Annotated in this window: 22 protein-coding genes and 1 other RNA gene; 4 read left to right on the forward strand and 19 right to left on the reverse strand. The window is 56.7% G+C overall.

Annotated features, from left to right (window positions below):
* Positions 1-114 precede the first annotated feature (114 nt).
* Together ctrA and sciP are read right to left on the reverse strand one after the other, a co-directional pair.
* Entirely contained in the window at positions 115-831 is a 717-nt protein-coding gene (gene ctrA / locus ACR0FG_RS06125) for a response regulator transcription factor CtrA (RefSeq protein WP_480891126.1), read from the reverse strand.
* An 82-nt stretch (positions 832-913) separates the two neighbouring features.
* On the reverse strand, positions 914-1,207 hold the full coding sequence (sciP, locus tag ACR0FG_RS06130) for a CtrA inhibitor SciP (protein ID WP_480891130.1): 294 nt from the start codon (positions 1,205-1,207) through the stop codon (positions 914-916).
* 129 nt (positions 1,208-1,336) lie between these two features.
* Here sciP and mnmA point away from each other — a divergent pair, with 129 nt between their 5' ends.
* Entirely contained in the window at positions 1,337-2,482 is a 1,146-nt protein-coding gene (mnmA, locus tag ACR0FG_RS06135; protein WP_170711473.1) for a tRNA 2-thiouridine(34) synthase MnmA, read from the forward strand.
* Here mnmA and ACR0FG_RS06140 read toward each other — a convergent pair.
* From ACR0FG_RS06140 to ACR0FG_RS06220, 17 genes are all read right to left on the reverse strand, one after another.
* Positions 2,479-3,060, reverse strand: coding sequence for a hypothetical protein (locus tag ACR0FG_RS06140; protein WP_480891134.1), 582 nt, complete (start codon positions 3,058-3,060; stop codon positions 2,479-2,481). The genes mnmA and ACR0FG_RS06140 overlap by 4 nt on opposite strands.
* Complete coding sequence (gene lpxB / locus ACR0FG_RS06145; protein ID WP_480891136.1) at positions 3,060-4,217, reverse strand: lipid-A-disaccharide synthase; 1,158 nt, start codon at positions 4,215-4,217, stop codon at positions 3,060-3,062. Before lpxB ends, ACR0FG_RS06140 begins: the two co-directional genes overlap by 1 nt.
* Positions 4,217-5,011: an LpxI family protein gene (locus tag ACR0FG_RS06150; RefSeq protein ID WP_480891138.1), complete on the reverse strand. Its 795-nt coding sequence runs from the start codon at positions 5,009-5,011 to the stop codon at positions 4,217-4,219. The genes lpxB and ACR0FG_RS06150 overlap by 1 nt, the downstream gene beginning before the upstream one ends.
* A gap of 4 nt (positions 5,012-5,015) precedes the next feature.
* Positions 5,016-5,798 carry an acyl-ACP--UDP-N-acetylglucosamine O-acyltransferase gene (gene lpxA, locus ACR0FG_RS06155; RefSeq protein ID WP_480891141.1) on the reverse strand — a complete coding sequence of 261 codons (783 nt, stop codon included), beginning with the start codon at positions 5,796-5,798 and terminating at the stop codon, positions 5,016-5,018.
* Complete coding sequence (gene fabZ, locus ACR0FG_RS06160) at positions 5,795-6,268, reverse strand: 3-hydroxyacyl-ACP dehydratase FabZ (RefSeq protein ID WP_480891144.1); 474 nt, start codon at positions 6,266-6,268, stop codon at positions 5,795-5,797. The genes lpxA and fabZ overlap by 4 nt, the downstream gene beginning before the upstream one ends.
* 72 nt (positions 6,269-6,340) lie before the next feature.
* Positions 6,341-6,925, reverse strand: a complete 585-nt coding sequence (locus ACR0FG_RS06165) for an OmpH/Skp family outer membrane protein (RefSeq protein ID WP_480891146.1) — start codon at positions 6,923-6,925, stop codon at positions 6,341-6,343.
* A 6-nt stretch (positions 6,926-6,931) separates the two neighbouring features.
* Positions 6,932-9,292, reverse strand: a complete 2,361-nt coding sequence (gene bamA, locus ACR0FG_RS06170; RefSeq protein ID WP_480891149.1) for an outer membrane protein assembly factor BamA — start codon at positions 9,290-9,292, stop codon at positions 6,932-6,934.
* 128 nt (positions 9,293-9,420) lie between these two features.
* Positions 9,421-9,564 carry a hypothetical protein gene (locus ACR0FG_RS06175; RefSeq protein ID WP_480891152.1) on the reverse strand — a complete coding sequence of 48 codons (144 nt, stop codon included), beginning with the start codon at positions 9,562-9,564 and terminating at the stop codon, positions 9,421-9,423.
* A gap of 74 nt (positions 9,565-9,638) precedes the next feature.
* Entirely contained in the window at positions 9,639-10,991 is a 1,353-nt protein-coding gene (rseP, locus tag ACR0FG_RS06180; protein ID WP_480891155.1) for an RIP metalloprotease RseP, read from the reverse strand.
* 5 nt (positions 10,992-10,996) lie between these two features.
* Positions 10,997-12,169, reverse strand: coding sequence for a 1-deoxy-D-xylulose-5-phosphate reductoisomerase (gene dxr, locus ACR0FG_RS06185; RefSeq protein WP_480891156.1), 1,173 nt, complete (start codon positions 12,167-12,169; stop codon positions 10,997-10,999).
* On the reverse strand, positions 12,169-12,951 hold the full coding sequence (locus tag ACR0FG_RS06190) for a phosphatidate cytidylyltransferase (protein WP_170711464.1): 783 nt from the start codon (positions 12,949-12,951) through the stop codon (positions 12,169-12,171). Before ACR0FG_RS06190 ends, dxr begins: the two co-directional genes overlap by 1 nt.
* Positions 12,948-13,679: an isoprenyl transferase gene (locus tag ACR0FG_RS06195; RefSeq protein WP_480891158.1), complete on the reverse strand. Its 732-nt coding sequence runs from the start codon at positions 13,677-13,679 to the stop codon at positions 12,948-12,950. Before ACR0FG_RS06195 ends, ACR0FG_RS06190 begins: the two co-directional genes overlap by 4 nt.
* Positions 13,680-13,688: 9 nt before the next feature.
* On the reverse strand, positions 13,689-14,252 hold the full coding sequence (gene frr / locus ACR0FG_RS06200) for a ribosome recycling factor (protein WP_170711462.1): 564 nt from the start codon (positions 14,250-14,252) through the stop codon (positions 13,689-13,691).
* A 176-nt stretch (positions 14,253-14,428) separates the two neighbouring features.
* Positions 14,429-15,424 carry an acryloyl-CoA reductase gene (gene acuI / locus ACR0FG_RS06205; RefSeq protein WP_480891160.1) on the reverse strand — a complete coding sequence of 332 codons (996 nt, stop codon included), beginning with the start codon at positions 15,422-15,424 and terminating at the stop codon, positions 14,429-14,431.
* Between the two features lie 105 nt (positions 15,425-15,529).
* Positions 15,530-16,633: a dimethylsulfoniopropionate demethylase gene (locus ACR0FG_RS06210; protein WP_170711460.1), complete on the reverse strand. Its 1,104-nt coding sequence runs from the start codon at positions 16,631-16,633 to the stop codon at positions 15,530-15,532.
* A gap of 140 nt (positions 16,634-16,773) precedes the next feature.
* Complete coding sequence (locus ACR0FG_RS06215; RefSeq protein WP_480891164.1) at positions 16,774-17,478, reverse strand: DUF1326 domain-containing protein; 705 nt, start codon at positions 17,476-17,478, stop codon at positions 16,774-16,776.
* A 4-nt stretch (positions 17,479-17,482) separates the two neighbouring features.
* On the reverse strand, positions 17,483-18,274 hold the full coding sequence (locus ACR0FG_RS06220; protein ID WP_480891167.1) for a DUF2182 domain-containing protein: 792 nt from the start codon (positions 18,272-18,274) through the stop codon (positions 17,483-17,485).
* Between the two features lie 86 nt (positions 18,275-18,360).
* On the opposite strand from ACR0FG_RS06220, the gene ACR0FG_RS06225 reads away from it, so the two are divergent.
* The 3 genes from ACR0FG_RS06225 (at position 18,361) to ssrA (ending at position 19,934) form a co-directional block, all read left to right on the forward strand.
* Entirely contained in the window at positions 18,361-19,092 is a 732-nt protein-coding gene (locus ACR0FG_RS06225) for a FadR/GntR family transcriptional regulator (RefSeq protein WP_480891168.1), read from the forward strand.
* A gap of 95 nt (positions 19,093-19,187) precedes the next feature.
* On the forward strand, positions 19,188-19,550 hold the full coding sequence (locus ACR0FG_RS06230) for a DUF4345 family protein (protein WP_480891171.1): 363 nt from the start codon (positions 19,188-19,190) through the stop codon (positions 19,548-19,550).
* Between the two features lie 36 nt (positions 19,551-19,586).
* Positions 19,587-19,934: a transfer-messenger RNA gene (gene ssrA / locus ACR0FG_RS06235) on the forward strand.
* Positions 19,935-19,977: the final 43 nt, after the last annotated feature.

Raw genomic sequence — 19,977 nt, forward strand, 5'->3', positions numbered from 1 at the left:
CGCCCTGTCACGTCGTTCTGAAACCCAGTGATAGGGCGAGGCCATTGCGAGGTCCAGTGTCCTGCTGTGCCGTGAGTGAGGGTGCCGCCCCGGACCAACGACGGCAGTGGTAAATCAGGCGCCAACAGCGATACGTGTTTCCGTATTCGAACTGGCCTGTGGGTCCCGCAAGACATATCCGCGCCCCCAAACCGTTTCGATATAGTTCTCTCCGCCCGTCGCATTGCTAAGTTTTTTGCGCAGCTTGCAGATAAACACATCAATGATTTTCAGTTCAGGCTCGTCCATGCCGCCATATAGATGGTTCAGGAACATTTCTTTGGTCAGCGTCGTTCCCTTGCGCAAACTCAAAAGCTCTAGCATCTGATATTCCTTGCCAGTCAGATGCACGGTCTTTCCTTTGACCTCAACGATTTTTGCATCGAGATTGACGGCAACCTGACCTGTATGAATGACCGATTGCGAGTGCCCTTTGGACCGGCGAATGATCGCATGAATTCGCGCCACCAATTCCTCGCGGTGGAACGGTTTGGTCAGGTAATCATCGGCGCCAAAGCCAAACCCCTTGATCTTGCTTTCGGTGTCATCAGCGCCCGAAAGGATCAGGATGGGCGTTTCAACGCGTGCAATCCGCAATTGGCGCAGTACCTCATGCCCGTTCATATCGGGCAGATTCAGATCCAGAAGGATCAAATCGTAGTCATACAGTTTGGCCAGATCGATGCCTTCTTCGCCAAGGTCCGTTGCATAAACATTCAAATTCGCATGTGTCAGCATCAATTCGATGCTTTTGGACGTGGTCGGATCATCCTCGACAAGAAGTATTCGCATTTAACTGCTCCAATTAGGTCAAATTCTTCAACTGATTTGAGCCTGAATAAAAATGGTTAATCTGACGTTACCGTTGAATCAGTTATTCACTTTCTCCTTTAGGTTGTCGATATTTTTTTAGGCTCGTCACCTTTAGCGCGTCCAAACCGTGTTCCGCAACTGCAGATACCCAGGAGTTGAACTCCTCATCGCTGATGCCATAGCGTTTCTTGGCATCAGACAGGCTGATGAGCCCGTACAAAACCCCCCGAACCACTACGGCCTTTCGGGACGCGACCCAGCGCGTGGTTTCGTTGGGAGGCAAATCTGCGCGCGTCAGAATCGTCCCGTCCGGCAAAGTGACCGATCGCGGCCCTTCCACTTTGTGCAAATACATCATTCGCCCCTTTGCTTACTGCAACAAAGCTGCCCCCAGCCTACTTAAAAGGACGTGAAACCACCCCTTGAGAGTGTGTAGAATTTTCCTATATTCTGCCGGTCTTTCTTAACCCGGACTGGAATCGCCATGGCCCTCGTTGCCGAGACCGAACTCAATTCGCTTGGCTTTGCCAAACCGCCCTCGGAAACGCGGGTGGTTGTTGCCATGTCCGGCGGTGTGGACAGCTCGGTTGTCGCGGCTTATCTGGCCGATCAAGGCTATGATGTGGTGGGGGTAACGCTGCAGCTTTACGACCACGGCGCGGCCCTGGCCAAGAAAGGTGCATGTTGCGCCGGGATCGACATCCATGACGCGCGGCGTGTAGCCGAGGAACGCGGTTTCCCACACTATGTTCTGGACTATGAGAACATCTTTAAGGACGCGGTGATCGACGAGTTCGCCGACAGCTATCTGGCCGGCGCGACTCCAGTGCCTTGTATCCGCTGTAACGAGCGGGTGAAGTTCAAGGACCTACTGGAAACTGCAAAAGACCTTGAGGCTGATTGCATGGCAACCGGCCATTACATCCAGCGCAAGATGGGTGAAAACGGCCCCGAGTTGCACAGCGCCGAGGATGCCAACCGCGACCAGTCCTATTTCCTGTTCTCGACCACGCCCGAGCAGTTGGATTACCTGCGCTTCCCTTTGGGCCATTTGCCCTCGAAAGACGCCACGCGTGAGATGGCGGCACAATATGGGTTAGCCGTGGCGGATAAGCCCGACAGTCAGGACATCTGTTTCGTGCCCAATGGCAATTATGCCAGCGTCATCGAAAAGCTGCGCCCTGGTGCAGCTGAGCCCGGCGAGATCGTGCACGCCGATGGTCGCGTATTGGCGCAGCATAACGGCGTGATCCACTACACCATCGGACAGCGCCGTGGCCTTGGTATCGGTGGTCTGAGCGAGCCGCTCTATGTTGTGAAGCTGGATGTGGACAAGAAACAGGTTGTTGTTGGTCCCAAGGAACTGCTGGCCACCCGCACCGTTCCGGTGCGCGAAATCAACTGGTTAGGGGATGAGCCGTTCGCATCTCGTGACGAATGGCACCTGTCCGTCAAGGTCCGCTCGACCCGTCCGCCGCGCGAAGCGATTGTTCGGCCCCTGTCGGATACGACTGCCGAAGTCGAATTGCTAACGCCCGAGGAAGGGATTTCCCCGGGTCAGGCCTGCGTGTTCTACGCAAATGAGGGCAGTCGCATCTTTGGCGGAGGCTGGATTTGGCGCGGCTACTAAATCGCGTCAGTCCAAGAGTTGCTGAGGATATAGAGCCCCGCGCAGACCATCACATATGGTACCAGGGTTTCCAATCGACGCGCGAAGCCGCCGGTCATGATAGGCGCACGACCACCTAACAGCCCCAATATGGTCAGAGTGAACGCAGCCATGATCGCGCCGACAAAGCCTGCGATCCGATAGCTTGGGGCCGAATCCGCCAGCAATGGGGCAAGCACGGCAAAAGTGTCCATCGACAGGCTGATGAACAGCATCATAGTGACAAGCGTCGATGCACCGGATGACAGGCGCGGCGCTTCATTGCTTTGTGACCCTTTGAACTGCCGAAAGACTCCAATCAGGCCGAGCGCCAGAGGGATCACCCCCAGATACCCGGCCCAATGTGGGATCACGTCATCAACGCCGATTGCCAGCAGCAGCGCGGCGGTGATCACCAATAGCTGCGCCAGCAGAAACCCAGCCACGGTCCGGCGCGGGCCTGATACCATCATCAGCGCGACCAGAGCAGCAAGGTTGTCGAGATTTGTCAGCACCTGCGCCATGAAGGCCGAAGCCGCAAAAATCACGTGATCCAGCATCAACCGTTCATCCTTTGAAGAACTACCTTTGCCGCACGTAGACCGGGGGCTTCGCCGCCCCGACCCAAGCGATTCATGGTCAGACGCATGGCGTCCTGCTGGGTGCCCGGTGTCGCCGCGACCTGTCGCAAGGCGTCAGCAATTTCCCCGGGCTCGCAATCCTCGAGTAGACATTCAGGCACAGCGCGGGTGTCCGAAACCAGATTGACCAGGGTCACCGTGTCCAGTTTCACCATCCGCTTCGCGATCAGCGTGGTGAGCCAGTTCAGGTTATAGGCGATCACCATCGGTGTCGCCTGCGCGGCCAACTCTAACGAGACTGTACCCGACGCCGCCAGCGCAAGTTCTGCTGCGGCAAACGCAGCCCTTTTCTGCGCCTGCGCCTGAGCCGAGGGGAGTTTGCGCGGATCGACAACAACCGGCTGACCCGGCCAATCCCTGACCTGCTCGGTCACGGCATCGACCATATGTGCAACGGCCGGAACCACGACGCGCGTACCGGGGCGGTCTTGCAGAAACCGCCGCAGCGCCGCGCCGAAAATCGGGGCCAACCGTTCGACCTCTCCCCTCCGGGAACCGGGCAAAGCAAGCACAAGTGGAGCATCACCCAAATCGTGATCTCTGCGAAACTGTGCAATGTCCTGTTCTGTGGCTACAGGTTCGTTCACGACCGGGTGGCCGACAAAGTCGCACTCCATCCCGGCACGCTCCATATAGGGCGGCTCGAATGGCAGTAAGGCAAGCACGTGGTCAATGACTTTTGCCATCTTGTCCGCCCTGCCCGGCCGCCACGCCCAAACGCTGGGGGCGACATAGTGAACGGTGCGAATATCGCTGCCAGCTTTGACCAGCTTGGCGACACGCAACGAAAAATCCGGACTGTCTATGGTGATCAGAACGTCTGGTGCAGTCTCCAATACCGCCTGCGCGGTTTCCGAAATCCGGCGTTTGAGGTGAAAGAACTTGGGCAGAACCTCGACCAACCCCATGACGCTGAGCTCAGACATCGGAAATCGGCTGACCAGACCCTGCGCCTGCATCATTGGCCCCCCGACACCGTCGAATTCCACATTCGGCAGCAGTGTCTTAAGCCCCTCCATCAGTGCGCCACCCAGCCGGTCGCCAGAGGGTTCACCAGCGACCAGAAAGACGCGCATCAGACGGCCCGCTCGCGCACGAACAGGAAGATGCCCAAACGATCACATTCTTCGACCACCCGAGCGCGGTTCAGAACAATGACACCGCCTTTTTCTATGACGATCCCCGTCAAACCAGCTGCGACTGTCGCGGCGATTGTATCCGGCCCGATTGCAGGCAGGTCCACCCGTCTGTCCTGATCAGGCTTTGGACCTTTGAACAAAACACCCCCACCCGCATCTGGGCGCTGCGTGAGGGATTGCAGCATCCATGCTGTGCCGAAAATACCTTCGACAGCCAGCGCTTGCCCTTTGGACACAGCGCAGGCTTGACCGATATCCGCAGCCCCCATGGCGCGAAGGATGCCTGCAGCTCGATCAGCGTCAGCCAAATCGGCCTCGGATGGATGTGCCTGCGTCAGGCATCCCAGCGGCGGCAAGATGCTCGGGGCGATCTCATGGGCGGCGCGCACCGTGAACCCGGCCTGTTCAAAAATACCAATCACTGCCCGCAGCGCACCATCATCCCCGGAAGTCATAGCTTTTTGCAGGATCGGAACCAGTGGCATCGTTTCCGAGTCAATGCGTGAAGGATCGACCGGGGGACGACGAATGGCGCCCGCCATGCAAATTTCGGTAACGCCCCTGGCTTTGGCCTCGGCAATGAAACTGCCGAGTTTTTCCAGCGGAAACTCGATATCCACGGTCAAATTGTCCGGTGCGAACCCTTCAAGCGCGCAAATCAACGGTGGGGTATCAAGCTGCGCCACCACTTCATCTGGCAACACGCCTGTACCAGCAATCAGGACCAGCATGTCTTCAGTTCCCCGGTGTCAGGAAAGACCGGTCTGACCTGCCCGTGACAAATTCCATGATTTCGCGCACATAGTCGCTGTTGTCGTTTTCCAGACGTTTGGCGCGATCCATGAATGTGCCATCTCCCTCAGACAATTCCCGGAACGCAGCCCGCAGGGCCGAGATATCCTCGCGGGACACGCCGCGGCGCTTTAGCCCTACGAGGTTCAACCCGTCCAGCTCACCGCGCGGAGCCTGCACCAGCCCATAGGGAATGACATCCTTTGGCACCATGGTCAGCGCGCCGATAATCGCGCCACGACCAACGCGCACGAATTGATGTAGACCCGAAATACCGCCAATGATGGCGTCGTCTTCGACGATGCAATGACCCGCAGCACCAGCATGGTTGACCATGATGACACGGTTTCCAATCTGCACATCATGAGCCACGTGAACGCCAGCCATCAGCAAGCAATCGTCCCCGATCCGGGTCACGCCACCGCCGCCATCGGTTCCGGTGTTGATGGTCACATGCTCACGAATACGGTTGCGCTTACCAATCTCAAGCCGAGTGTTCTCGCCGCCGAATTTCAGGTCTTGTGGGATCTCACCAATGACCGAGAAATTGAACACGACGCTGTCTTCGTCAATCGAAGTTTCACCGGTCACAACGACATGAGATTTCAGCTCTACCCGATCGGCAAGACGTACCTTTGGTCCGACATAACAGAACGGACCGATTTTGCATTCCGCTCCGATCTGCGCCCCGTCTTCGATAATTGCGCTGGGGTGAATGTCGCTCATGTTGTTTTTTCCATGTCCCAATCGACATAGGCCGAAAACTCGGCTTCGGCGGCAACCTCTCCATCAACGGTGGCACGACCACTGAATTTGAAAATCTTGCCGCCCTTTTTCCCCCGAACAGTTTCGACATGCATTTCCAGAACGTCGCCTGGAACAACCTTGCGGCGGAATTTGCACTTGTCGATGTTCATGAAGTAGATCAGCAACTCACTGTCGATGACATCCATGCCGACACCCAGCATAACGCCGGCGGTCTGTGCCATCGCCTCGACAATGGTTACACCGGGCATGATCGGCGTGCCCGGGAAATGGCCCTGGAAATGAGGCTCATTCATGGTGACATTCTTGATGCCAACCGCCGATTGATAACCAGTGATATCCACCACTTTATCGACCAGAAGAAACGGGTAGCGATGCGGCAATATCCGCTGAATCAGCTGAATGTCGGCACTCTTGGTTTCCGTGGTCATGTGTCAGAAGTCCTGTGTCAGATGTTTCTTATAGGCGTGGTTAGCAATACAGCCTCTCAAGGGCAAGCCAACCTAGTCGCCGCCCTTGTCCTGCAGATCACGCCCGTCACCAATTGCGGCGTTGATCCTGGCAATCGCGGCATCGGTAATATCCAACGCGTCCGAGCTGAGAAATACGTTGGACCGCTCGAGGATCATCGACGCACCGGACGCCCGAAGTAGATCAATCAGAACCGGTTCGGCCATTTTGGTAAATATGGCCTGAGCCTCTTCACTACGCCGAGCCAAAGCGTCCAGTTTGGCGCGTTGGCTTTCGCGGTGGGATTGCACCTTTTCATCAAACGCATCCGCCAAAGGGCGGAACTCTTCGGCAGTAAGCTCGGCCCGTTTCTCGGTCAGTTCTCTTTCTTCATTGCTCAGTTCTTCGACGATGCGCTCATTTTCCTGAGCCAGAAGCGTGCTTTCCGCCTCGATCTCACGAAAAATGCGTTGCCCAAATCGGGATTCGGAAAACAACCTGTCGCTGGAAATGGTCAGGATGTTTGCCTGTGGCAGCCCCAATTGCTGCGCCACCGCAGGAAAAGCGCCGCAAAGAACCAGAAAAGCACACAGGGCCCACAAAGGGCCCTGTTTCAAAGTCTTGAACCGTTCACCCATAGGGGATCAGAACCGGGCCTGAATGGTCAGGTCAAAGTTCTGCTCTCGGTCGAAATCTTCTTTCTTGAGCGCTTTCGAGAAATTGAAACGAAGCGGCCCGAACGGCGTGGTCCACAGAACTGAAACACCCAACACGTGGCGGATCGAACCTCCGGCACCCACAATGTCAGCACCGGCGGTATTCACATTATCGATGTTGTAGAGGTTGCCAACGTCATAGAACACGCCGCCACGTAGGCCGAACTCTTCCGGCAGACCCAGCGGGAAGTCGGATTCGAACTTTGCAACCCAGTACAGGTTGCCACCGATCGCGTCGTTCTGGCCGTTGGACAGGTCGCGTGGGCCAAGACCGGCGGGTTCAAATCCACGGAAGGTGCTGGGCCCCAGAACAAAGCGGTCAATTGTGCGGCTGAAATCATCACCCGTCCAGTTGAGCGATCCTGCCTCGAATGTCGCGCGCAAAACAACTTCTTCGTTCCAAACCCGTTGCTGGGCGATGGCGCGCGCGGTGGTTTTGATGAACTCGTTATCACCACCAAGCCCAGCGGCATCGACGCCAATCTCGAACAGGACACCTGCGTTGGGGTTCAGACCTCCGATCCGGCTGTCGTAGATGTATGACACCCCAAGCGAGCTTGACGTCCGCTTACCCTGATCGATTTCCGAGGCAATCACCGCACCGTTCACATCGTTGTTCTGCTGCGTCATTTCGCTGCGATCCCAACCGTAGCGCAGGCGCAACGACGACAGTTCGCCAATGCGATAGCTCAGCTGTGGATTAAAGAACACTGTTTTGGTGTCATAGCTGGCAAAGCTCGAGTTTGTAGTGGTCAAGCCAAGGCCCACATCGAACTGCAACCGGCGGCCCAGCAGATAGGGTTCGGTAAAGTTGATGGTGTACCGCTCGGAATCCTGAGCGGTTGACAGCGACAGGCCAAGGGTCTGACCCCGACCCAGAAAGTTGCTTTCGCTCAGCCCGATCGCGACCCCGAAACCATCCGAGATCGAGTAGCTACCGCCGATGTTCAGCGAGCCTGTGGGCTGTTCTTCAACATCCACATCGACGATGACCTGACTGGGCGTCGATCCTTCGCGTGGCTCGACATCGGCCACGGCAAAGAACCCGAGGGCGCGAATGCGCTCGGCGCTTTGACGAATTTCGCGCGGGTTGAACGGGTCACCTTCGACAGTATCGAACTGGCGACGGATCACTCGGTCCAGCGTTGTTGTGTTGCCTTCGATATCGATACGTTCGACAAAGATGCGGGGGCCGCGGGTCAGGACGAACTGAACATCCAGCGTCAGATCGCGGTCATTTCGCGTCACGCGCGGCTCAACCCGAAGAAAATCGACACCCTGCCGGACACCCAACCGCTCCAATCGCGCGATCGAGTTTTCCACCAGCGACGGTGAGTAGGTTACGCCGGGCTTGATCTTTAGGGCCGCCTGATACTCGGCCGCATTGACACCCGGGATTTCGCTTACGGTCGAAATATTGCCGAACGAGAACTTCTGTCCCTCGGTGATGTTCATCACCAGAAAGAACGCATCCCTTTCCCGGGTGAATTCCACATTGGCGCTATTTACACGAAAATCGACATAACCACGCGACAGGTAAAAATCTCGGATCACCTGCTTGTCGAACTCAATACGGTCGGCGATGAAAGTATCGCCTCGCAAGAAGGTCCGAAGGATGTTGGCTTGCTTGGTCTCAAGGACTCGGCGCAGGCGTCGGTCCGAATAGGCGCGGTTGCCGACGAAGCTGACGCGCTCAATCTCGATCACCGATCCCTCGGCCACTTCGAACACCAGATCGACGCGATTGTCGCTGCGGCGGATGATGCGCGGGATAACGGTCGCCGCGACACGGCCTTGCGCTGAATAGATGTCTGCGATCAAATCCGCATCCGTTTCCGCGACCTGGGGCGTGAACACCCGCCGAGGCTGGGATGAGATCGCTTCGAGCAGCAGATCATCCTTGACGCGACGGTTTCCTTCGATGCTGATCTGGTTGATCGTCGGGTATTCTTCAACAGAGATGACAAGGGTATTGCCGCGCGGTGTCAGCTCGACTGTTTCAAAAACACCACTGTCAAGCAAACGTTGGAAGCTGTCGTTCAACTGACCAGCGGTTACCGTTTGCCCCGGTTCGATTCCCGTCCGCGCGATGATGGTCGATGTTTCGATACGGCGATTACCCTCAACTTCGAACGCGTTGATCGTGTAGGATTGCGCCTGCGCAACCTGAGGTGCCGTCACAAAACCAAATGTTGCAAAGAGAAAAAAGAACGTTAGTGCCTGCCACAAAATATTGGCTTGCCGCCGATCAGAGCCGCAGAATGTGCCCGTGCCCCTGCTGTAAGTCATTTTTTCACTACCCAGATTTTTCAGACTTTAGCTGCTGAGTAGCGGGATTGGAGGATGATGTCAAAAGCCCAAAACATCAAAGCGGCCACGTGGGCCGCCAGATATAAACTCAAGGCTGTTGGGAAGAATCACAAACCAACCAGATATGCGCCAAGCGCCAGCGCCAGCGCCGTAAGCCCAAAGCTAAGCATGGTATCCCAGTTCAGTACGAACAGGGTGCTGAAACTCTGATAGGATTTGCGCAGCGTTTTGGTCATCTCAGGCGTGTCCATCTTTGGAATTCACCTAAGATGATAGACCTGAAATAAGGCGATTTTGCGTCCTTGGCGTGCCAGCCCTGCCTTATTCAGCAGAACAGATCATTGCTGAGCGCAAATACCATAAGCGACAGGATCAAGGTCACACCAATCCCCATCAGTACGCGCAGAGCCTTGTCACTGGGAGGTTTTCCGGCAACCGCCTCATAGGCATAGAACACCAGATGCCCACCATCCAGCGCAGGGATTGGGAACAGGTTTAGTAGGCCCACTGCGGTAGACAGCACTGCGATGAAAAATACAAAGCTTTGTGCACCTTGGCTTGCCATTGCTCCGGAAGTTTCCGCAATGCCGATGGGGCCGGAAATATTGCAGGTACTGATCGCGCCGGTGATCATATGCCACATGCCCGATAGTGAGCCATCAATGATGCGGATGGTCTGATTGATGCCACCGGTGAACGAATCCCAGATACCTGCGGGCACCGTCGCCGGTTCCAACATCATCCCGCCGACAATCCCGATGCGCCAATGGGTAACAAAGCCACCGTCAGCCTGGGGCTCGTCCGTCCGCCTCGGTGCAAGCGCGAATTCCAGATCCGCGCCATCACGCCAAACGTTCAACAACAGCGCGCGACCGTTTGATCCTTCGACCTTTTCCTTGAGTTGTTCAAAGGCAAATATCGGCTCTCCATCCACCGAGGTGATGACGTCGCCCGCCTGCAACTGAATATCCATCGCAGCACTGCGCGGAGCGACCTGCTGGATCAATGGTGGAAACAGCCAAGGCGCTGCAACATCAAGCGTCTGGCCATCACGGATGACGGTGTAGTCAAGAACCGGTTCGATCGGCAGTGCGTCTGTGAATTCGGACCAGGTACGTTGGTCGTCAATGTCCGGGGTCGGAATGCCCGCGATGGCGACAATCTCATCACCATCCTGCAATCCCTGAACGGTCCCGGGCAGCGGGTTCAATGCTCCAACGGTCAAAGGCTCTCGGGTAACGCCCTGGGACCAGAAGATCAGGCCAAACACGAGAATTGACATGACAAAGTTGAAGATGGGCCCGGCAGCCACCGTCGCGGCCCTCGCCCATAGAGGTGCCCCATGCATGGTGCGACGCAACTCTTCCGGGCTCTGTTCGGATATTTCATTCATCGCGTCTTCGTCCTTGCCGGACGCCGCGTTGGCATCGCCAAGGAATTTGACATACCCGCCGAAAGGCAACAGCGCGATTTGCCATTTGGTGCCCCACTTGTCGACACGGCTCCATAAGACGGGGCCGAACCCGATCGAAAACACCTCGGCATGAATGCCGGACAAGCGACCCACGATGTAATGACCATATTCATGAACTGCGACAATTGCCGAAAGCGCCACAACAAATGCGGCCACGGTATAAAGCAGACCACCAAACTGTGGGATCAGAGAGAAAATATCCAAAAAACCTATCCTGCTCGTTTCAGTACGACTTCATCGACCCAGTGACGTGCCAGATGGTCCGTTTGCTGGACGTTATCAAGGGTCAAAGCGGCATCAATAAGGCCATCAGTGCCTTCAAACCGTTCAAGAACCGTTGAAACGATATCGGCCATGTCCAGAAAACCGATCCTGCGCTGGATGAACAAGTCCAGCGCCCGCTCCTTTGCAGCGTTGAAAATAGCCCCCGAAAGCCCGCCCCGCTCCATCACCTCGCGCGCCAGTCGCAGCGCGGGATAGCGCGCCTCATCCGGGGTGGTAAAACGTAATTGTCCAAGCGCCGCCAGATCCAGCCGCTGCACGGGTAAATCGCAGCGTTCGGGCCAGTGCAGCGCATAGCCAATCGCGTGCCGCATATCGGGGGCACCAAGATGCGCCATTAGGGCACCATCGTTGAACCCGACCAACGCATGAACAACGGATTCAGGATGTACGAGAACTTCGATACGCTCTGGGGCAACACCAAAATACTCTTTTGTTTCTATGAGTTCCAAAGCTTTGTTGAACATCGAGGCACTATCGATTGTGATCCGTTGCCCCATGTTCCAGTTCGGATGGCTTGAAGCCTGTTCGACCGTTGCTCGGGCCAGATCCTGTAGCGGCCAGTCGCGAAATGCGCCGCCGCTGGCTGTGATAACAATCCGCTCGACCGCGGCCATGTCCTCGCCGACCAAAGCCTGAAAAACTGCCGAATGTTCACTGTCTACCGGCAACAGCTGCGCATTATGCGCTCGTGAGGTTTCAAGCACCAAAGGCCCGGCACAAACCAGCGTTTCCTTGTTGGCCAGCGCCAGCGTCGCCCCCTGTTTCAACGCTTCGAGCCCCGGCGCAAGCCCTGCTGAACCGACAATGGCCGACATGACCCAGTCGGCAGGCCGCGTCGCCGCCTCGACCAGAGCCGCCTTACCCGCCGCAACTTCGATCCCGCTGCTAGACAGAGCGTCGCGCAGGTCTTCCAGACAGTCCTCGTACGCGGTGACGGCAAGCTGGGCGCCAACCTTGCGGGCATCACTTGCCAACTGCGCGATGTTTGCACCCCCGGTAAGTGCCACAACGTCATATGCAGATGGGTCCCGTGCGATCAGATCGATTGTGTTTTGTCCAATGGACCCTGTGGCGCCAAAGACCGAGATCTTACGCATCACATCTCTCCGGGTGCGAAAAACAGCCCTGCGATCAGAACAAACAAGGCCGCGCCCATCATCCCGTCGAACCGATCAAGAAAGCCACCATGCCCGGGGATCAGGGCCGAGCTGTCCTTTACACCCATCTTGCGCTTGGTGGCGCTTTCGACGATGTCACCCAATTGGCTGGCCATTGAAGTCAGCACCGACAACAATACCAACGGAACCCCGTATCCGACATAGGACGCAAAAATCGCACCAACTACAGCGGCGGCGGCCCACCCACCGGCAGTGCCTGACCATGTTTTCTTGGGGCTGATCCGGGGCCAGAACTTGGGCCCGCCGATGGATTTACCGACAAAATACCCCGCGACATCGGTGGCCACGACGACTGCGATCAGCCAAACCATCCACGCAAAGCCCATGTTTTCGCGAATGGTGATAAATCCAAGGCCCGCTGCAGCGATCCAGATCACGAACCAGACATAAAGGCCTCGGTTCCGGGTGATCTGACCGGCCCCGACCAAAGCGGGGGCTAAAAGGAACGGTAGTTTGTAAAGCGGCGGCAAGTGATAGCTGACCACGACGGCGACACCTGTCAGAATGGCCAGCTGCAACGCAACCCCGCTGCGCTGCGGGTCGACCATCCGCACAAGTTCCCATGTCATGATGGCGCACGCAGCGGCAACGAATGCCTCGAACCACAGTCCACCCAGCCAGACCTCGACCGCGCCCAATACTACAAGAACCGCTGCTGAAAAAACCCGAGCGGTCAGGTCAGACCATCGGCCATCGCTCATGCCGGAACCGCCCCAAAACGCCGGTCGCGGGCACCAAAATTGCGGCACAGACGCTCCAGTTCCGCCGCCGTAAAATCAGGCCAGAGCGTATCGATGAATTCGTATTCGGAATAGGCGGATTGCCACAAAAGAAAGTTCGAAATCCGTGCTTCACCACTGGTTCGAATGACCAGGTCCGGGTCAGGCAAGACACGAGTATCGAGGTATTTCGGCAGCGTTTCCTCATCCACGTCATCGGGATGCAAGCGCCCCTCGGCCACATCACGGGCAAGCCGTTTTGTGGCCCGCGCAACCTCATCCCGGCCGCCATAGTTCAGGGCCACGGTCAGGTGTACCAGATCGTTGTCTTCGGTTTCCTGTTCCAGAGTATCCATCAACTCGGTCAGCTTTTTGTCCAACCGCACCCGGTCGCCAATGAACCGAACCCGAATGCCATTGGCCTTCAACGTCTTGGTTTCCTTGACAATATAGCGCTTGAACAGGCTCATCAATCCGGCCACCTCGACCTGTGTGCGTTTCCAATTCTCGGTCGAAAACGCAAAAATCGTCAGGTACTTGATCCCCAGCCTCGGACAAGCCTCGACCACTTCGCGCACTTTACGTGCACCGGCATGATGGCCGAACAACCGAGGCCGCCCACGCGCCTGCGCCCAGCGACCATTGCCATCCATGATGATCGCGACATGGTTCGGGCCGTGCGTAACCTCGCTATGGGGATCTTTGGGCATCAGACGTCCTCAGACCTGCATGATCTCGGCTTGCTTGGTTTCAAGCGCCTCGTCTACCGATTTGATCATCGCGTCGGTCAGGTCCTGAACTTCGGCCTCCCACAGTTTCTGATCGTCTTCGGATAGGCCATCCGCCTTGCCCTTCTTGATCTGGTCCATCCCGTCCCGGCGTACATTTCGGATCGAAACACGGGCACTTTCAGCGTACTGACCGGCAACTTTACCCAATTCGCGGCGGCGTTCTTCGTTCAGTTCAGGGATAGGTAGCATGATGATCGTGCCATTAAGCTGAGGGTTAATCCCCAGCCCGCTCTCGCGAATCGCCTTCTCCACTTTGCCGACCAGCGATTTGTCCCAAACATTTACCGTCACCATTCGCGGCTCGGGTACGTTTACGGTGCCAACCTGGTTGATCGGTGTCATCGAGCCATAGGCATCCACCATCACCGGCTCTAACATAGAAGCCGACGCCCGACCTGTTCGCAACGACGCAAATTCGGTTCTGAGATTGGCCATCGCGCCGTCCATGCGGCGTTTCAGATCGTCGGTGTCCAGTTCGAAATCGTCAGACATGCTGCTCACTCCCCGTCTTCAAGTGCTGTTCCGGTGGGTCATAAGCCATCGGAAATGGGTTGTATAGCAATCATGATTGCGAATTGTGGCGAATGCCAGAGCCTTAGGTCTCTTTTTTCCCGTCGCGGGCTTTCGACCGGCGGTCAGGTCCTGCCCGACCGCCAATCTGCGCAGTCTCAGGCGTTTACATCAACAACAACCCGGCCCTTGACCTGACCTTGCAGAATGTCTGCCCCGAGTTTTGGCAGATCGTGCAAGGTTGCGGGCTGAATCATCGCCTCAAGCTTGTCCATCGGCAAATCTGTCGCCACCCGTTGCCAGGCGCGGACCCGGTTGTCATAGGGCTGCATTACACTGTCGATCCCCAAAAGGTTTACACCCCGCAGCAGAAACGGAATGACAGATGCAGGCAATCCGGCGCCCCCAGCCAAGCCAACTGCTGCGACAGATGCGCCATATTTCATCTGCCCTAATACCCGCGCCAGCATCGCGCCACCTACTGCGTCGACGCACCCTGCCCAGGTCTCGCTTTCCAGCGGGCGCTTAGTGGTTTCGTTCAGTTCTTCGCGGGGCACAATCGTCGTTGCCCCAAGGGATTTCAGGTAGTCTTCGGTTTCTGGTCGCCCAGTTACCGCGGCGACCTCGTACCCCAAATTGGCCAGAATGGCTGTCGCTACCGAACCAACGCCGCCCGCGGCCCCCGTCACCAAAACCGGACCGTGGCCGGGAACCATCCCTCGATCCTCCAGCGCCATAACCGCCAGCATCGCCGTGAAACCGGCGGTGCCAACAGCCATGGCCTGCTGCGTGGTCAATCCGTCAGGCAGCGGAACCAGCCAGTCCGCCAGCGCATTTGCCTTTTGCGAATAGCCGCCCCAATGCGCTTCTCCGACGCGCCAGCCGGTCAGAACAACTTTGTCGCCGGGTTTATAACGTGCGTCAGACGAAGCTTCGACCGTTCCTGCGTAATCGACACCCGGAACGTGCGGATAGTTGCGCACCAACCCGCCCCCTTTGGGCGATATGCACAAACCGTCCTTGTAGTTTACGGTCGAATATTCGACCGCGACTGTGACCTCTCCGTTCGGCAAATCGCTGTCGGATATCTGCCTGATCTCAGGGCTGGCCAAACCGCTTTCTTCGTCTCTGACCATCAACAACGCATTAAACATCCAATCATCCTTTCCATTTCGAGCGACCAAATCCGCTCTTCATCTGTCCAAAAATATCCCGGGGGAGTCGCGCAGCGACGGAGGCAGAGCCCCCAGGCCCCACCTTCAAACCCAGAACGCCGCCTGCACCGTCGCACTGCGCGTCCCGCCTGGCGTTTCAACCTCCAACACAGTTCCTGCATCCCAATGGCTTAGCCGCAGCATCCCGATTGAGACATTAGTACAGAAATCGGGCGACCAGACTGCCGATGTCACCTGCCCGACGCGGTTGCCTTCCGAATAGACCGGCCAAGGCCGGTCGCAGGCGGGAACCGGATCACCGTCAATGGCGATAGGGCGAATCTGCTGAACAGGACCTTCCTTGGCGACTCGCAACAAGGCATCGCGCCCGACACAGCCGATTGCGGTATGCGTATTACAGAACTTGCCCAACCCGCATTCATGGGGCGTATTGTCGTCGGTCATGTCGTTGCCAAATGACAACAACCCGCCTTCAATCCGTTCAATCAGGTTCGGGCAACCCGCCCGTACATTCAGATCGACCCCGGCCTCAAACAATGCGTTCCACAAGGGCATACCCAATTCGCTGCCTTCGACATAAATCTCGAAACCGCCCTGTTTCGAATACCCCGAACGTGCGACCGCCAAATCGTGTCCCTGGAACTGGAACATATCGAATTTGAAGAACCGGATATCGCGCACCCGGTCTCCGAACACACGGGCCATAAGCGTTTCTGACTTGGGGCCCTGTACCGCCAGAGGCGACACATCCGGCTCATCCACTAAGACATCCAACCGGTACCCGTTTGCCAACCCTTTGATCCATAACAGCAAATCGCTATCGGCAATAGATACCCACCATCTGTCTTCGGACAGCTTGACCGCCACAGGATCGTTCAGCATCCCTCCGGTTTCATCCACAATGGGTACATAGTAGCACTGGCCCGGCAGCATACCGCGCAGGTCGCGGGGGGTCAGCATCTGCATCAGACGCGCGGCATCCGGGCCGCGCAGTTCGACCTGTCGTTCACAAGATACGTCCCAGACCTGAACATGCTCTTTGAGATGCCGATAATCCGCCTCGACGCTCTCAAAAACGGTCGGCAACAACATGCGGTTATAAACAGTGTATGCCTTGACGCCAGCAGCCTCGACTCCGTCCGAAAACGGGGTTCGCCGCAACCTTCGGGACAACGAAATCTGGGGCATTCAAGTCTCCTGCAGCAATTGAACCGTTACACACGAGTGGTGCCGGAACACCATATGATGCCCTTCAAGAAAACCAGCCAACTGACTGTTTTCGATACTGCTTTGGGGCAGCATTATCTTTGTGGCACCACCTATGATCATCACTTTGGTCCGTGCCAGTCGATCGGGCAAATCTCGGCTGATTTGCCACCGAAATCCCAAACCCGACCATAGTCGCGAACTTTGGACTTGGTGCCTCGGGCGACGATAATGTCGGGGCCCATCCAATATTTTGAGTTCGATACCATCACGGGATGTTCAGGGTCTTTCCCTGCCAGCATCTCGATCTCGCCCTGAATCTTGCGGCCGATCATGATCCGGCGCTTGGTTCCATCCCGTTCGATCTGAACCGGAGCGCGTTCGGCTCCAATGATTTCGCTTACCAGCATGGTGAACAAGCCCGTCGTTCCTCCTGCCTGACCGCTGAAAATCTGAAGAAGCCCGTTATAGGCCTTGCCGCTGGCGCGCTCATCAACATAGGCCGCAACCTTCCACTGCCCCTCGCCCATTCGACCCGGAATGTCGACCAGCAGGCCAACGTTCAGCCCCGAAAGATCTTCGCCTTCATAATGACCCTCGTCGATGATGACACCCATCCAGGCGTGGCAATGACCCTCGGTTGGGGGATGAGCACCAAGCGACACGACGCACGGGCAGAACACGTCGCACGAACAGTTAAGGATCAGTTCCCCTTTGACGGCCCAGTCTGTCGGGCTCATCTCGCGCCGTTTTGGGTTTGGCATCCGGCTGTCGATCCGCTGGCTGATCGGCAATCTGTCTGCCTCGGGTTTTCTATTTTTAGCCATAGGGTTATCCTCCGTAGACAATGTGATGCCCGAGCAAGATTATCCCGCCCGCGATTAATGCAAATCCCATCGGTCGTGTCACCGCGTGACCGATCTGAGGGAGCTTTTCCAGAACCATGAACAAGGTTGCCAAACCCATCCAAAGCAAGCTCATGACGCCGCCGACAAACCCCAGCGCCATGAACCCCCAGCAGCAACCGACACAGAATGCGCCAAGTCCAAGACCCATACGAACGCCGCCGGAATAGCCGGTTTTCCAATGACCCAGAAAATAGGTCATCGGAGCATGGCAGACGCCATGACACACCTCTTTCACGCGGGTGAATTGAAACGCCCCTACCGCGATCAGCAGGCCACTGGCCAGATACGGCGATTTCGCAATACCAAGCATATCGACCGCCCCGCCGAACAGCAGCGCCAGTTGCAAACCGGCAATCAGCGCTGCAAAGCCGACCCAGACTAGAAAATACCCGGTTAGAACGCCGATCCAACCAGCACGGGTTCCATTTGCACTGCGGATCAGGTCGTCATAGCTGCGCAATGTCGGGATCAGAGTCGGCAACATCATTGCCGCCATCATAATTGCCCACATCCAGAACAACGGTCCGAACTCGGCCATCGGCATGTACATATCCATGCGCGGATCCATCGCCGCCATGGCCTGTCCCATCGGTCCGGGCCTGCCGATCCAGTCGAGGTCCATGTCGCGGCTCATAGAGAACATGACCCACCATGCCCACAGGATCGCGGCGTAGAAGCCAAGCCATAATCCGTTGCGTAGAACTGCGCGACTCATGCGCTCCTCCCGACTCAGTCCTTGCTTTTCAAATGTCAGACTTTTAAATGTCAGACAAATAAAAACTGACTTCCAGGCTCGCGAACATGAAAATCGACCCCCAGAAACCAGCCGACCTGTCGGCCCAGATCGCCGAGGCCATTCGCGATGCGATTGTCTCGGGTCGGTTGATTGTCGATGAACGCCTGCCATCAGAATCCGAACTTGCTGACCAGTTTCAGGTCTCACGCCCGACAGTCCGCGAAGCGCTTAAACGATTGGCAGCACAATCATTGATCCGCACCCAGCGCGGGGCAAGCGGCGGCGCTTTTGTCAATCGATTGAACTTCAAGGACGCCTATTCGCAGCAGATCACGACCTCGACCCTGTTGCTGTCAATGAACGCGGTCAGTTTCGATACGGCGTGCGAGGCACGTTTCGCGCTGGAGCGCGCCTGCGCTGCGCTGTCGGCAGAACGACGCACCGCCGATCAACTGGCAACCATGCGGGCCGAAATCTTTCGACAGGCTCAGCCGGGACTGACGGATGAGGCGTTCTGCGCCTCGGACGTGGCCTTTCACCGAGCACTGGTTGACGGCGCAGGTAACCCGGTACTGTCCTACCAACTGGCCGGTGCCGTTGAGGCCATGCAACCGCTGATGAACATGATCACTTTCACCGCCCGATCACGCGAAGTGATCATTGGTCTGCATAGCAAAATCGCCGATGCACTCGAAGCGCGTGATGAGAATATTGTGGACGCGACGCTTGCCGAGTTGGAAGCATATACACGACAATTGGCCAGAGACGTGGCCAAACGCCGAAGCAGACCCGCCTGATCTGGCCACTATGCCGCACTCAAGGCATGAAATGCTTTTCATCCCAACCTCTTGGATTAGATTCGAATAAGGATCGCAAACACCAGGATAACCGAATGACCTCAGCACTCAACATCATTGCAGCGCTCTTGACCGTAGGGTTCGGCCTGTTCGGGTTCCTGGCCCCCGCTTACACCGCCAATGCGCTGGATCTGGCCCCAACGAACAGCAATATGGGGCTTAGCGAGATGCGCGCCTCGGTGGGCGGTCTGTTCGTCGTAACCGGGCTTGCCGTCATCTGGCTGAACAATCCCCTGGCCTATGCGATGCTGGGTGTTGTCTATGCCGGTGCCGCATTGGGACGGTTCGTCTCGGTGGTGCTGGACAATCCGCCGCTGACCAAGGCACTGATTTTTGGTGGAATCGAGCTTGTTCTGGCCGTGTGGCTGATTGCAGCCAACTTGAACAGAACCGCATAAAGCATTGGTTGAAAACAACTCCTGATCCGGCATTCAGGAATTGCAAACAGCCATTGCCTAACCTATATAAACACTGTCCTTCGGGACTATGGACATAAACGCGCTCGTAATAAGCGGATCGGACCCGGGGGCGGTACCCGGCGGCTCCACCAACCATCCTTCGTTTGAGGATTTTGGGGCCGAAACAGGATCGACGAACGTCTAAAGGGGTTAGCTTTGTCTCGGCTGTCTGCCACCGTTATCGGCGAAAACAGTACAATTGCAAACGACAATCGTGCTCCGGTTGCAGTTGCTGCGTAAGCAGTAGCAAGACCGAAACTTAAGCCCTTGCGCCTAGCCGCGTAAGGCGGGGTTCGCAGGTACCTGGCAACAGAAACCTGCATTCTCTCTTTATGTCTGCATTTCACCGCTATTTAAGTGCATATTC

Source organism: Ruegeria sp. E1, from assembly GCF_056534225.1.